The following is a 14,711-nucleotide window of genomic DNA, read 5'->3' on the forward strand; positions in this document are numbered from 1 at the left end:
ATTTTTTCTTATCCGGCATTACTCCGCCAGACTTTCCTCCCATGTTATTTCTTTAAAACCTACAAGCACCTTATCGCCCTTTACAAAAATCGGACGTTTAACAAGCATACCGTCAGTTGCCAAAAGGCTGTACATTTCCTCCTCTGTCATTTCGGGAAGCTTTTCTTTAAGATTCATGGACTTGTAGAGCTGTCCGCTTGTGTTGAAAAACTTTTTCAAAGGCAGATTTGATTTTTTGTGCCATTCTTTTATTTCATCTTCACTGGGATTTTGTGTTTTAATATCCCTTTTTTCAAACTCAATTCCCTTATCCAAAAGCCATTTTTCAGCCTTTTTGCAGGTACTGCATTTTGGATAGCATAAAAATAAATTCTGCAAGGTATTCGCCTCTTTTCTGCAAAATATTTGTTATATTTTAACATTCTTTAAGTTAATTATATCAGTTTTTTGTATTGTATTCAATAGACAATTAGGTAATATCTGTCGTATTTCTTATTGCCAAAATTTCTTTATAACATCATTTTCACATTAAAAACAAAAAACGAAAAGACAAAGCTTATTCTGCGCTGTCTTTTCGTTTTCTAAACACTCATATGTAACACAATCTCCAATAACGGGATTTATGTATATGAAATTTTTTTAATCATCAAGGCTTGCATTGTACTCATCACGGAGCTTTTCCCAATACTTTATATCATCCTCGGTAATCTCTCTGATTACTTTGCACGGATTTCCGGCGGCTACTACGTTTGCCGGGATATCCTTTGTAACAACCGAGCCGGAACCTATTACGGAATTATCACCTATGGTAACTCCCGGATTTATGGTTGTGTCTCCGCCTATCCACACGTTGTTTCCCACGTTGATTGGCTTTCCGAACTCAAGGCCGTCGGTTCTTATAACCGGGTCAATGGGGTGTCCTGCGGCGTACAGGCTTACTCTCGGGCCTATAAGCACGTTATCGCCTATTGTAACCTTGCACACATCCAGCACGATGCACTCATAATTGCAGTAAAAGTTCTCGCCAACATAAATATTACAGCCGTAATCACAGAAAAACGGAGGTTCAATGTGGAAATTCTCTCCTGTTCCTCCCAGAAGCTCTTTGAGGATTTTATTTCTTTTTTCTTTTTCGTCCTCTGTTGTTACATTGTATTCGGCAATAAGCCTTTTAGCTTTCTTAAAGTCACCTCTAAGCTCCTCGCCAAAGGCTCTGTAAAGCTTACCGCCGAGCATTCTTTCCTTCTCAGTCATTTTTATCGCCTCCTACTACAATTTTTTATTCTCTTTTTAATCTCATAAGTGAACCTGCCGGAACAGGCTTGTCTGTAACCATTTCCAGCTGTTCCATTGCGTGGTTTGCAGCTTCCACCTCTTCGCCGTTTTTATTTATAAGCTTAATAGCCTTTGTGTTAAAGGAAAAACCGTCAGGTGGCAAAATATCAAGCGTATCGCCTACAAAAAATCTGTTTCTCTGGGTAATATGAGCCACATTTTCAATGGAATCGTTGCATACTCCAACGAAGTCGTATTTTCTTATATATCCGCCGTTGTTTGTTACCTGTCCCGGCTCGTTTCCGAAATAAAAACCTGTGCTGTATTCTCTGTGGCTGATTTTTTCCAGTTCCTCTTTAATCCATGGCTGTAAATGATAATTTTCGCCCATTGCCATGAAATCGTCCACCGCATGACGGTAGGCGTTTGTTGTAACTGCGGCATAATAAGCGGATTTTGCTCTTCCCTCGATTTTAAGGCTGGAAACTCCGGCTTTTACCAGCTCCGGAATATGCTCAATCATACACATATCTCTGGAATTATAAAGATAAGTTCCGCCGTCCTCCTGCTCTACCGGGAAAAACTGACCTTCTCTGTTTTCCTCATAGAGATGATATTTCCAGCGGCAAGGCTGTGCGCAGTCGCCACGGTTTGCATCTCTTCCGGTGAGATAGGCAGAAATAAGACATCTTCCGGAAAAAGAAACGCACATTGCTCCGTGTACAAAACACTCTATTTCCAAATCATTTGGAATTTTGGCTCTAATCTGGGCAATCTCATCCAAAGGAAGCTCTCTTGCCAAAACTACTCTGGAAGCTCCAAGCTCATGGAAAGCTCTTGCTGTTTCGTAATTGACAATTCCTGCCTGTGTAGAGATATGGCGGTGAACCTTTGGTGCATACTTTGCAGCCATATTCAAAACGCCTATATCAGCTATTATAAAAGCGTCAACTCCTATTTCTCCGCAGTAGCTAAGAAAATGGGGAAGCTCTTCTATTTCATTATTTCTCGGAAGAGTATTGCAGGTAACATAAATCTTTGCGCCTTTTTCATGGGCAAGTTTCACCGCTCTTTGAAGCTCTTCTTCTGTAAAGTTTTTGGAAGCAGTTCTCATTCCAAACATATTTCCTGCAAGAAAAACCGCATCCGCTCCGAATTTCAGAGCGGATTCAAGGCATTCCATATCCCCTGCAGGTGAAAGTACCTCGGGTCTAATCATAGTTTATCTTAACCTTTCTTTATTATAGGGTTACTCTTCTACCAAACCTGCCTCAACAAGGTTTCTATTGTGGTCGTATGCATTAGTAGCATAGTAAGCCACAGATGGGCTGTCCTCAGTAGGAGCTGAATGGCAGAAATAATAATAGTTTGTATCATTAGGATAAAGAGCCGCCATAATTGCATCAAGACTTGGGTTACAGATTGCGCCTGCCGGCAAACCATAAATTTCATAGGTATTATAGTTGCTCATATAGTCGCCCATATCCTCAGGTACTGCGCTTTTTGAACGGTAAGGATAATAAACCGTGGAATCGCAGTCAAGTCTTGAAAGACCCTCGTCAATGTGGGATTCAAGGCGGTTATGAAGAACAGAGGAAACATTGTACATATCCTCAACATCAGCCGCCTCAGCCTGAATGATAGAAGCTATTATCATTATTTCATCCATAGAATACTGACTGTCATTTATCATATCTTCTATGGTGACATCTTTTTCGTAATTTTCATTTTCGTATTTTGTGTAACAAATTCGCTTTTCATAGTTGCTTAAAAAGCGTTCTATAGTTGTTTCCGGGTCCTCATTTTTGTAGAAATCGTAGGTATCCGGGAACAGATATCCCTCAAGGCGATAATATTTACCCTCGGAAGAAACATTTTGTAAGAAAGGATAGTCCTCGTCATATATATCGCTGTTTAAAAGCTCGAAGAACTTTTCTCTGTCTGTTAAAACTCCCTCTTCCTCAAGTTTGTCCGCTATTTCAAGGGCATTCATGCCCTCGTAAAGCTGAACTGTAACAATATCTGTTCTGTTCAGGTTGCTCTGCATGTAGTTTACTATCTGCTCGTAATCCATGTTTTGGCTCATATCAAAAGAGCCCTGTCTGAATCCGTCGGCAGAACCTGTAACGCTGACATAGAGCTTGAAAAACAGTTCGCTGTCAATTACATGATTTTCCTGCAATATTGAAGCCACTTCATCCAATGTTGGATTAGCTCCGATTTCAACATGAACTGTTGTGTCGTCCTGTCTGTTAACCGCCAGCATATCGTTGAATCCAAGAACTAAAAACTGACCTAAAATTATACCCATAACCAAAGTTGAAAGCAACCAAATATATTTAAAGGTCTTTTTATTCTTTTTCATTCGTTTCTTTTCCAGCTTTTGCATACGCTTCTGCTGTTTTTTTGTATAGCCTTCCTCATAAGAAACAGGGTCGTTGCTGAAATTCATATAATCGTTTTCGTTACGAATATCAGACACAACATCTACAGGTCTTTCTCCGGAATTAGATAATTGCTCACCGTATTCTGCGCTGTAGCTGCTGTTATTGTATGAGTCATAATTCTGGCCATAGTTTTCGGCATATTCGCCATGATTTCCGCTGTTGCTGTAAAGATAATCTCCGCTGTCATATCTTTCATTATTAGGTTTTTCTGAAAAACTATTAAGGTCGTAACTATTCGAGTTAACACCGTTATCTGAAAAGTGTTCTCCTCTTTCCGGGAAATGACTGTTCTCTTCAACCAAATCCAAGGAAGATGAAGGGTTTATATTCATTTTAAAATTTTCAACTTTTTTCCTTCTGTTCTCCATGAACATCTCTTCGGAATTGTTGTTTAAGTTTTTGTCCTCTGACATTTCTACACAGCCTTTCCTATTGTCTCCTGTTTGCTTTTCTTTTTCTTATGTTGCGGACAAACCTTTCTGTAATTATTAAATCTACAGGTCTGTCAAAAAAACCGTGGGGGAGCTTCCATTTTACGCAGCTGCTGTAGCAAAGTCCGATTTTATCACCCTGAAACAGGGATAAAAAACGGTCATAATAGCCCATTCCAAATCCAAGCCTGAATCCCTCAGAATCAAAGGCAAGTCCTGGAACAATGCAAACTCCCTTGGAAAAATCAGTGACCTTTTCGCATTTATCCGGTATAGGCTCCATAAGTCCGTAGGTACTTTTCTCCAGCTGGTCAAAAGATTCGATAAAAAAGAAATCCATCTCCCTTTTATCTGTGACACATCTGGGAACAGCAACCCTTTTGCCGTCTTTCAAAACGGCTTCAATAATAGATATTGTGTCTATCTCAATGGGTTTTGATACAAAAGCAAAAACTATGTCGTTGTTTTTGTACTCCCTTGAAGCCAAAAATCCTTTTTTCAGAAGTTCGTCATATCTGCTTTTCTTCTGAGGACTCATATTTTCACGTATTTCTCTGTATTTTTTTCTAAGCTCCCGTTTTACAATTCTGATATCGTTTACGGGCATTGCATAGCACCTTTGAGCTTTTCGGCTCTGTCCTCTCCCAAAAGAAGAGAAACTATCTCAAGACCGAAATCTACAGCACAGCCCGCTCCTCTTGATGTTATTATTTTTCCGTCCCTTGTTACAGGCTCGCCTGTATGCTGGGCGCAGTCAAGTTCACTTTCAAAGCCCGGGAAACATGTGGCTTTTTTGCCCTTTAACACTCCAAGATGTCCCAAAACAGAAGGAGCGGCGCAGATTGCAGCAACCGGCAGGTCGTTCTGCACGCAGTAATTTACACTTGCCGCAACAATAGGAGAATTGTCCAGATTAAGTGTGCCGGGCATACCTCCCGGAAGAATCACCATGTCCATATTGTCTGTGATAACTTCACTTTCCTCAATATCAGCAATGACCTTTATTCCGTGAGAACCTCTGATTTCTTTTCCGCCCACACCTACGGTTACAACTTCAAGTTCAGCTCTTCTCAATATATCAACCGGAGCTAAAGCCTCGATTTCCTCAAATCCGTTTGCCAAGAAACAATAAATCATTGTCGTTTCCTCCTTTATTTTAATCTTTTGTAAGTCCTATATAAATCTTATTGGAAAACTCCACAGACTTATCAAGGACATTTATCATTCCGAATTTATTTTCAGAACAGCAGGGAACCCTTACTGTGATTTTCTTTATATCATCAAATTCAGAAAACACGCTGTTCAGCACTTCTTCCACAGGTTTTTCCGATATAAATTCGGTTACCACAGCCTCTTTTGAACTGCTCTGAACCGTCATGTAAAAATCTTCACCGGAAAGGGAAAAACCATTGTAAATGCTGTTGTATCCCAAAGCATTTTTAACTGTTTTATCGGGAAACTGCATAACCTGAACAGGCTGTTTTGCAGTTTTCCTCAGTTTAATTATATTATCTGTTTTTTCTTTTTCATCATAAATTAAAGGGATTTTTTCCGATTTATGATTTTTTAAAAGCTCATAATCTCTAATCTCAGTTCCGTACAAAGGAACATATCCCAGCTTGCCGTAATAGGAATAAAGACCCTCGTTTGCCGGAAGCAAAACCGAAGCCTTGTGGCCCTCTTTAAAGCTATCCATAAGAGCGTATTCTATAAGGGAAGACATTATTCCTCCTTTTCGGTATTCGGGCAATGTTGCCGCTCCGAAAAGATAATGAACCCTTTGCAAAACTCCCTTTTTATCCTCTATTTCACCGTCAATAAGATAAAGAGAGGCACAGCAGATATCGTCTGTAAAACAACAATAGCATCTGCTGTCGGGATAAATATTTTCAAAAACAAATTTTGTGCCCTCATCCGTATCGAAAAAGCACTTTTTCCAGATATTTTCAAGCTGAGGTCTTAAAGCTTGTTTTTCACAGTCAGGTACTTTTCTGTACTGCCTTTCCATAACAATCATTCCTTTGGAATTGCGGCATATCTTGTCAAAACTCTTTCAGGGTAATAGGAAAGCTTTGCTTTTCTAAGTCCCTCAATTCCCATATCCTCTTCACGGTTCAAAAGTTCATAATCCGTATAGGTCTGGGCAAAGCAGTTGTTAATCATTGCATAAGCTCCGTCAAAATTGAGAGCTTTTTCAAAGTTTACGTCGCAAACCTTATCGTTTATTCTGGACGCCGCAGTCATGGCAACAGGCTCGTCGTTTACATAAAGAACCCCGCCGAACATTCCCAGGGTATCAAAATTATAAAAAGCTCTGTTGATTGCGCAGTATTCGGCGCCGAGACTTTCTCCACCTGAACCGGTACAACCGTTTACCGCACACCACTTAGCCGCAACTGTCAGTGCGTCGTCAAAGGTTTCCTTGCCGAGCTTTTCAAAGCGATATTCCGGATAAAGTCTTTTAAACTTTGAGATATGGTTTCTCTTTGCGTGGTACTTCTTTCCGGGCAGGTCAGCCAAATTAGTTCTCAAATAGATATAATCAGCGGAACCATCCATCTCTTCATAGGTAAATTCACCCGGATAAAGCTGCTCAAGCTCTTCTTTATTCTCATCTGTGAGCATAGCAAGTCCGATAAATTTTCCGTATCTCTCAATGCTATCCTGTTTTATGGTTTCGATTACGGATTTTATATCGCCTTTTCCGCAGGGGTAGCTGTATTTCTTGTCGTTTTCTTCTCCGAAAATCTTAATAACGAAACCGTCCTTTACAGCGGCTTTTATTCCGTATCTTTTACCCCACAAATACATTGTGGCAAATGAAGCGTCGGAACCCATATGGCCAGAGCTTTCAAAAATTTTTGTAAAGGCTTCTACATCTTCCAGTTCTATCTCTTTAAACTCAAGCAAACCTTTTTTTAATTCTGTCATAAATTTAAAAATCCTCTCTTGAACGATAATCGTTCGCTCTCTTGATGAAAATATATCTGTTTTCATCAATCTCTTTTTATTATTAACATTTTCAGGAAAAATAATTGATTATTTTATCAATCATAAAACCGAGTCTTTTATAATTTTCATTATATCTTCGTTTATTTCTGAAATTCCTCTGATTTCACCGTCTGCACAGCAGTTAACTATTCTCCAGTCAAGCTTTTCTGCTGAATACATAGCGGATTTTCTACAGTTTAAAAGATAATTCATATTCTTTTCGTGAATATCTTTTTTAGATTCGTCACCTTTATATCTTTCACTGAGAAGCTTCTGAGAAACCTCAGGCAGTACATCCAGATATATAACGGCGTCAGGAGCCGGAAGCTTCAGCTTTTTATATTCAAAATCCTCAAGCCAATAAAGATACTCGTCTTTTTCTTCGTCGGAAAGCTTTGAAAGCTGGTAAATCGCATTTGAAGTGGCATATCTGTCAGCAACAAACACCGTACCGTTTTCATAATCCTCTTTCCAAAATTTCAAAAAGCTTGCCGCACGGTCTACAGCGTAAAAGGATGACGCAGTATAGGCGTTTACATCAGTGGGTTTATCTCCGAACTCTCCCTTTAAATACATTTGAACAAGTACAGAGCTTGGCTGTTCATAGTCGGGAAAGGAAATTTTTCTGACATTTATTCCTGATTTTAAAAGATTATCATAAACCAACTGTGCCTGAGTAGCTTTTCCGCTTCCGTCCAAGCCCTCTATAACAATAAGCTTACCTGCCATATTTTTTTCTCACTTCCTGCATTTTTCCGCAGCTCATTTTGCCCTCCGGACATTTGCCGAAAAGACATGGCGGTCCGCAGTGTTTAAACAGCTCGGGAGCAACCTCAAGGCACTGCATAAGCATCTGCTCAGCAAGACTTCTTATCTCCCACTGAGCTCTGTTGCAGCATCTGTGGGCAAAGAAGTTTTTGAGACTGCGTGCATTAAATGTGCAAATCATCTTTGTGCAACAGGCGTTTGGAAGCACAAATCTAGCGTCCTCTATAGCCTTCTTTTCCGCCGCCTTAGCCGCAGCTTTTTCGTCCATACCGGAAGCAATAAACTCATCGTAAGCCTGCTTTTTAAGGATTTCTGTAAGCTTGTCGTATTGCTCTTGGTCTCTTTTCATTGCATCAAGAAAGATTTCCTTTGCCTCAGGATTTTTCTCTATCTCAGGAGGCAGAACATATTCAAACTGCTTTTCTGCCACATACCTCTGGCTCTGAACGCTGTAGGAAGCTATTCTGTGTCTTGTTATCTGTGCCAGCAAAGCACGGGAAACTCCCTCTATTCCAAAGGTAAAGGATGCGTGTTCTATAGGGCTTTCGTGTCCTATTTCAGAAAGCATGTCAACAAAAGATGAAACCTTTTCATCGGTCAGTCCCTCTCCGATGTCGGAAATCTTTGAGGGTGAGTAACAAAGTTTTGCCGCCATTGCTACCGTCTTTTGAGGGTCGGGAGTATATGCCAGCAATGTTACCTTTAATGCCATTTTTTAACCTCTTTTCTTAAATTTCGTCTGATTTTTCAGTCATACAAATACATATTAAATTTTAGCATATACGCCATTAAAAATCAAGACGACTGATATCCAAAAACAAATGGACACTATTATTAAGATTATATAACAAGCATTGAGTGACTCCATTCTTCAAGCCTCCTGCCAAAGTGACAGCAGTGCCTTGGTAATCCCATGTCTGCTAACATACAGGTTTTTCTTGAAAAATAAATTCATTGTGCATTGACGTTTTATATATTATTTTATATCAATGCTAAACGCATCATAACCAATCTCATTTATAAATCAAAACGTCTATCCCAACCTATAATAAAAGTTCATCTCCTTATGCTGCCCAATGTACGACAGATATAAAAAATAAAATCCAAATGAGAGCGAGCCATTCCAATTTACTTAACCAAAGGTCTCGCCCGACCTGAAACGACGTTTATTTCCAAAATAAACCCATGCAGGTCGGATATAAAAAAAATCGGATATAAAAAAGAAACGGCGGTGAGATTAGTCACCGCCGTCGAAATTTATTTTATACAGTTAATTAAAGTCTTGTGATAACTTCATTTTTGAAGAAATCTTCTACAGTATCAGGGGATACTGAAAAAATCTCGTCGTCAATTTTAACGCTGACACCGTTCTGGCAGTTTCCAAGGCAGAAAGCTCCTGCCAATTCAACTTTATCAACCAGGTCGTTGTCATTGATGAGACGCTTAAGACCTTCTACAACTGCTCTGGAACCCTTTACGTGGCATGAACTGCCAATACAAGCCGTAATTTTCACAATGTTTTCCTCCGATTATTCGTAATCGCAAACATTTACCCAGCTGAGAAGGAATTCTCTCTCCTTCTCATTACCCTTTACGGACTGAGAAGCTGCTACGATTGGAAGCCACTGCTGTACATACTGCTTAGCTGTATCGCTCTTCTTGCAGAAGAGATCAAGATACATATCGCCCTCGGCAAATTTGCCCTCGAGATAGAACAGGAGATATGTTCTGGCTGCGTCTGCGGAAGCGTTACCCTGAGTAGCATGTGACCAGTCAAGGATGTACATTGTTCCGTCGTCTTTTACAATAATGTTGCTTGGGTTGAAGTCACCGTGGCAAACCTTATTGTGCTTAGGCATGGACTCAAGACGTGTATGAAGTTCATATCTTGTTGTTGCATCAAAGTCTGTCTCGGAGATCTTTCTCTGCATCTTATCCTTAAGCTTGTTGAGCAAAGGACATCTCTTTGAATGCATTTCAAGCTGAAGGTCAACGAACATGTTCATGTATTCCTCGAGCTTATCAGGATTTTTCTCCATAAGAGTTGCAAGAGTTTTGCCCTCGATAAAGTCGGAAGTGATTGCCCACTTGCCGTCGATTTTGCTAACTTCCTGAACCTTAGGAATGTTAAGTCCTGTTTCCTCTACACGAGCCTGGTTAAGAGCCTCGTTGAGGATGTTTGCCTTAGAAAAGTTCTCGTCGAAAACTTTTATAGCTTTGTCTCCATCCTTATAGACAGTTTTGTTGGTGCGAACGCCAATAACTTTCTCGAATTCCATTATAAATCCTCCCTTAAATAAACTTTTTATAGGGCTTATTTTATCGGGCTTAAACCGATTGATTACTCGCCGTAATAAGCCTTAAGGTACATCTCCTTGATTTCGCTCATGAGCGGATATCTTGGGTTAGCACCTGTGCACTGATCATCAAATGCCTGCTCAACCATATTATCAAGAGTATCAAGGAAGTACTTCTCGTCAACGCCGTACTCCTTAATTGTCTTCTTAATACCAACCTTCTCCTTGAGTTCGTCGATTGCCTTGATAAGGTTATCAAGCTTCTCAGCATCGTTCTTACCCTTAATTCCGAGATAATCTGCAACCTCAGCATAACGAGCAAGTGTATGCGGATGATCGTACTGTGGGAATGTACCCATCTTTCTGGGAGTCTCGGCAGCATTGAATCTAAGAACGTGGTCGATCATCAATGCGTTTGCAATACCGTGTGGCAAGTGATGGAAAGCACCGAGCTTATGAGCCATGGAGTGGCAAACACCAAGGAATGCGTTAGCAAATGCCATACCAGCCATAGTAGCTGCGTTAGCCATCTTCTCTCTTGCAACAGGATCGTTTGGACCGTTGTCATAGCATCTTGGGAGATAATCAAAGATCATCTTCATAGATCTGAGAGCAAGACCGTCTGTGTAATCTGTAGCCATCATTGATGCATATGCCTCAAGGTCATGTGTCAATGCGTCGATACCGGAAGCAGATGTAAGTCCCTTAGGAGCATTCATCATAACGTCAGCATCGATAATAGCCATCTTTGGAAGAAGCTCGTAGTCAGCAAGCGGATACTTAACGCCTGTCTTCTCGTCTGTGATAACAGCGAAAGGTGTAACCTCGGAACCTGTACCAGCAGATGTTGGAACTGCGATGAAGTATGCCTTCTCACCCATCTTCGGGAATGTATATACTCTCTTACGGATATCCATGAATCTCATAGCCATATCCATAAAGTCAACTTCCGGATGCTCATACATTACCCACATGATCTTACCAGCATCCATTGCGGAACCGCCGCCCAATGCGATAATTACGTCAGGCTGGAATGCTGTCATAGCAGCAGCACCCTCTTTTGCACTTGCAAGTGATGGGTCTGGAGCTACGTTAAAGAATGTTGTATGTGTAATGCCCATTTCATCGAGCTTGTCTGTGATTGGTTTTGTATAACCGTTGTTGTAAAGGAATGAGTCTGTAACGATAAATGCCTTCTTCTTGCCCATTACTGCCTTGAGCTCGTCAAGTGCAACAGGGAGGCAGCCCTTCTTGATATAAACCTTCTCAGGTGCTCTGAACCAAAGCATATTTTCTCTCCTCTCGGCAACAGTCTTAATATTGATAAGATGCTTAACTCCAACGTTCTCTGAAACAGAGTTTCCGCCCCAAGAGCCGCAGCCCAATGTAAGGGATGGAGCAAGTTTGAAGTTGTAAAGATCGCCGATACCACCCTGTGAAGAAGGTGTGTTAACAAGGATACGGCAGGTCTTCATTCTTGCAGCAAACTTCTCGATCTTAGCAACCTCTGTTACCTTATCAAGGTATACAGAAGAAGTATGGCCGTAACCGCCGTCTGCAACAAGTCTTTCTGCCTTGTCAAGTGCTTCGTCAAAGTTAGCTGCCTTGTACATAGCAAGTACAGGAGAAAGCTTCTCGTGAGCAAACTCTTCGCTGAGGTCAACGCTTGTTACCTCACCGATAAGGATCTTTGTATCCTCAGGAACCTCAACGTTTGCCAAAGCTGCGATTGTGTGTGCCTTCTGGCCAACAATCTTAGCGTTAAGAGCGCCGTTGATGATGATTGTCTTTCTAACTTTTTCTGTCTCGTCTGCTGTGAGGAAATAGCAGCCTCTCTTAGCAAACTCTCTCTTAACCTGATCATAAATGCTATCCAAAACGATAACTGACTGCTCAGATGCGCAGATCATACCGTTATCAAATGTCTTGGAGTGAATGATTGAGTTAACAGCAAGAAGTATATCTGCTGTATCATCAATGATAGCAGGAGTGTTACCTGCACCAACGCCCAATGCCGGCTTACCTGAAGAATAAGCAGCCTTAACCATTCCAGGACCACCTGTTGCGAGGATGATGTCAGCCTCTTTCATTACCATGTTTGTAAGCTCGAGGGATGGAACATCGATCCAGCTGATGATGCCTTCCGGTGCACCTGCAGCAACTGCAGCCTCAAGAACAACCTTTGCAGCTTCGATTGTGCACTTCTTTGCTCTTGGGTGTGGGCTGATGATGATACCGTTTCTTGTTTTAAGAGAAATAAGTGTTTTAAAAATTGCTGTTGATGTTGGGTTAGTTGTAGGGATAACAGCAGCAACAACACCGATAGGCTCTGCAACTCTTCTGATGCCGAATGCCTTGTCTTCCTCTATAATACCGCAAGTCTTTGTGTTCTTGTATGCATTATAGATATACTCAGCAGCATAGTGGTTCTTGATAACCTTATCTTCTACAATTCCCATGCCTGTTTCTGCAACAGCCATCTTTGCAAGAGGAATTCTCTGCTGGTTAGCTGCAAGAGCAGCAGCCTTAAAGATCTCGTCTACCTGCTCCTGAGTGTAGGTAGCAAATTTCTTCTGGGCTTCTCTAACTCTGGCAAGAGCCTCTTCAAGTGTTTCAATGCTGTCAACCGTAAGATACTGATTATTAGCCATCAAATCGCCTTCCTTTTTATTAGTCATATGATGTTACCCGATTATATTTACACGGGAGTAGTCTTTGAGAAACTCATGAAAATCAGACACAATAAATCTCTCTTTAACCTTGTTAATATTTTAACAAAGTTACAAGTTGATTTAAAATGTAAAAAATGCATACCTCCATGTAAACACAAACATAAAGCCTAATAACAGATAACGTTCATACGCTGAACGTTGTAATAATTTTACATTTTATTTAGCTAAATGTCAATAGTTTTTATTGCTTTCATATTGAAATCATCGAAATTTTACGTTATTTTTTCAAAAGATGAAAATTCTACAAGAAACTATGAACTATTTTCCTGTTTTTTATTATGTTCATAAAAAATAAAAAAATCCGGCAAAGGCCGGATTTTTGTAGTCTGTTATTTTCAGATGAAAAATCAAACAGGACGAACGTGTGCTGCTCTGAGTCTGCCTGGATTTTTTGTATCTGATTCTGTTTCAAAAGTAACCTTCTGACCCTCTTTGAGTGTTTTGAAACCCTCAACCTCGATAGCTGAGAAATGTACGAATACATCGTCGCCGCCGTCGTCGTTAGAAATAAATCCGTAGCCCTTTGCTTCGTTGAACCACTTAACTGTTCCGTTGTTCATGAGTAGATCCTCCAATATGTAATAAAAATAATTATACTCTACTTTCCCTTCTGATAAAAAATCGCATACTCTTGTAAATCATGTGCCGCAAATGACTTACAAAAGCATGCGAGTTCAGTAAGCACTTTAGAATACAGGTGAATTATACCATGTTTTTCCTTGTATTGCAAGTTTTTTTAAAAATTTTTTAAAAATTTATCTCAAAATCAAAGCAACGGTCATTTCCGTTCACCAAATTAAACGAAAAATTAACAAGGTTTATCTAAATATCCCATTTAGGAACAAATTTTTTATCCGCCGATTTAAGCTCCTGAGCAAAACCATCTATTTCCAAATCATATAAAACATCCAAAACCTTGTTATACTCTCTCGGTGTTATCTTTCTGTTGAGCTTTTCAAAGTCTTCGGCTTTTCCCATAGGGATGTACTGTCCCATAAGGCTTACAAGCACATTATCGCCGAATTTTTCCTTGATAATTTCAAGAACCTTTATACTGCTTTTTGTATGGTTTGGAAGTATCAAATGTCTTACGATTACGCCGCTTGTTATCATGCCGTTTTCATCAAACTGTACTTTTCCCCTTTGACGAACCATTTCCCCTATGGCGTTTTCGGCTGTTTCAACATAATTGACGGCTTTTGAATATTTCTCTCCCAGCTCGTTAAATCCGTATTTAAAATCAGGAAGATAAACAGATACTATTCCCTCAAGCCTTTTAAGGGTTTCTACCTTTTCATAGCCTCCGCAGTTGTAAACTATGGGAATCTTAGGCATGTATATTTCAAAGCTTTTTATAATCTCATCTATAAAATGGGTTGCCGTCACAAGGTTTATATTGTGAACCCCTTTATCCTCAAGACTGCGGTAAATCTCCGAAAGCTCATAGGCGGTCACATATTTGCCCTGACCCATTGAAGAAATCTCGTAGTTCTGGCAAAATACGCATTTCATGGTGCAGCCGCTGAAAAACACTGTACCGCTGCCGTTTTTGCCGCTGATACAGGGCTCCTCCCAATAGTGAGGAGCCGCCAAAGCTATTTTCGGGGTAGTTCCCATTTTGCAGAATCCTTTTCCGCTGTATTCTTCCCTTTCGGCATTACAATTTCTCGGACATAAATTACATATCATAAAAATCACCAAGAGGATTATAGCATAAATACAATCAAATATAAACCGTATCGCAGTTTAATTTTTATATTGACATAAATT

The 14,711-nt window shown here is 40.2% G+C and carries 15 protein-coding genes; all 15 read right to left on the minus strand.

From position 1 onward, the window contains the following. Positions 1-18 precede the first annotated feature (18 nt). The 15 genes from CGICJO_RS00110 to CGICJO_RS00180 all read right to left on the minus strand — a co-directional run bounded on the left by CGICJO_RS00110 (position 19) and on the right by CGICJO_RS00180 (position 14,630). On the minus strand, positions 19-378 hold the full coding sequence (locus CGICJO_RS00110; RefSeq protein WP_087377856.1) for an arsenate reductase family protein: 360 nt from the start codon (positions 376-378) through the stop codon (positions 19-21). Positions 379-639: 261 nt separating this feature from the next. Further along, positions 640-1,254 carry a sugar O-acetyltransferase gene (locus tag CGICJO_RS00115; RefSeq protein ID WP_087377854.1) on the minus strand — a complete coding sequence of 205 codons (615 nt, stop codon included), beginning with the start codon at positions 1,252-1,254 and terminating at the stop codon, positions 640-642. Between the two features lie 25 nt (positions 1,255-1,279). Then, positions 1,280-2,494 (minus strand): peptidase U32 family protein, encoded by a 1,215-nt coding sequence (locus CGICJO_RS00120; protein ID WP_486499193.1) that lies wholly within the window; start codon positions 2,492-2,494, stop codon positions 1,280-1,282. A gap of 30 nt (positions 2,495-2,524) precedes the next feature. Further along, complete coding sequence (gene mltG / locus CGICJO_RS00125) at positions 2,525-4,135, minus strand: endolytic transglycosylase MltG (protein ID WP_486499194.1); 1,611 nt, start codon at positions 4,133-4,135, stop codon at positions 2,525-2,527. Between the two features lie 16 nt (positions 4,136-4,151). Further along, the gene (locus tag CGICJO_RS00130) at positions 4,152-4,760 is read right to left on the minus strand and encodes a 5-formyltetrahydrofolate cyclo-ligase (protein WP_087377848.1); all 609 of its coding nucleotides are present in this window, start codon (positions 4,758-4,760) and stop codon (positions 4,152-4,154) included. Next, entirely contained in the window at positions 4,751-5,290 is a 540-nt protein-coding gene (locus tag CGICJO_RS00135; protein ID WP_087377846.1) for a DJ-1 family glyoxalase III, read from the minus strand. Before CGICJO_RS00135 ends, CGICJO_RS00130 begins: the two co-directional genes overlap by 10 nt. A gap of 19 nt (positions 5,291-5,309) precedes the next feature. Then, complete coding sequence (locus CGICJO_RS00140; RefSeq protein WP_486499195.1) at positions 5,310-6,161, minus strand: GNAT family N-acetyltransferase; 852 nt, start codon at positions 6,159-6,161, stop codon at positions 5,310-5,312. A gap of 5 nt (positions 6,162-6,166) precedes the next feature. After that, complete coding sequence (locus CGICJO_RS00145) at positions 6,167-7,084, minus strand: DUF2156 domain-containing protein (RefSeq protein WP_087377842.1); 918 nt, start codon at positions 7,082-7,084, stop codon at positions 6,167-6,169. A 120-nt stretch (positions 7,085-7,204) separates the two neighbouring features. Continuing rightward, positions 7,205-7,873 (minus strand): dTMP kinase, encoded by a 669-nt coding sequence (locus tag CGICJO_RS00150; protein ID WP_486499196.1) that lies wholly within the window; start codon positions 7,871-7,873, stop codon positions 7,205-7,207. Beyond that, positions 7,863-8,624, minus strand: a complete 762-nt coding sequence (gene thyX / locus CGICJO_RS00155) for an FAD-dependent thymidylate synthase (RefSeq protein WP_486499197.1) — start codon at positions 8,622-8,624, stop codon at positions 7,863-7,865. Before thyX ends, CGICJO_RS00150 begins: the two co-directional genes overlap by 11 nt. Before the next feature lie 562 nt (positions 8,625-9,186). Continuing rightward, on the minus strand, positions 9,187-9,426 hold the full coding sequence (locus CGICJO_RS00160) for a (2Fe-2S) ferredoxin domain-containing protein (protein ID WP_087377836.1): 240 nt from the start codon (positions 9,424-9,426) through the stop codon (positions 9,187-9,189). 15 nt (positions 9,427-9,441) lie between these two features. Next, the gene (locus CGICJO_RS00165; RefSeq protein WP_087377834.1) at positions 9,442-10,191 is read right to left on the minus strand and encodes a phosphotransferase; all 750 of its coding nucleotides are present in this window, start codon (positions 10,189-10,191) and stop codon (positions 9,442-9,444) included. A gap of 62 nt (positions 10,192-10,253) precedes the next feature. Continuing rightward, positions 10,254-12,860 carry a bifunctional acetaldehyde-CoA/alcohol dehydrogenase gene (gene adhE / locus CGICJO_RS00170; RefSeq protein WP_087377832.1) on the minus strand — a complete coding sequence of 869 codons (2,607 nt, stop codon included), beginning with the start codon at positions 12,858-12,860 and terminating at the stop codon, positions 10,254-10,256. Positions 12,861-13,288: 428 nt separating this feature from the next. Beyond that, positions 13,289-13,501 carry a cold-shock protein gene (locus CGICJO_RS00175; RefSeq protein WP_087377830.1) on the minus strand — a complete coding sequence of 71 codons (213 nt, stop codon included), beginning with the start codon at positions 13,499-13,501 and terminating at the stop codon, positions 13,289-13,291. Positions 13,502-13,763: 262 nt separating this feature from the next. Then, the gene (locus tag CGICJO_RS00180; protein WP_486499198.1) at positions 13,764-14,630 is read right to left on the minus strand and encodes a radical SAM protein; all 867 of its coding nucleotides are present in this window, start codon (positions 14,628-14,630) and stop codon (positions 13,764-13,766) included. Positions 14,631-14,711: the final 81 nt, after the last annotated feature.

The organism is Candidatus Limousia pullorum (assembly GCF_057405065.1).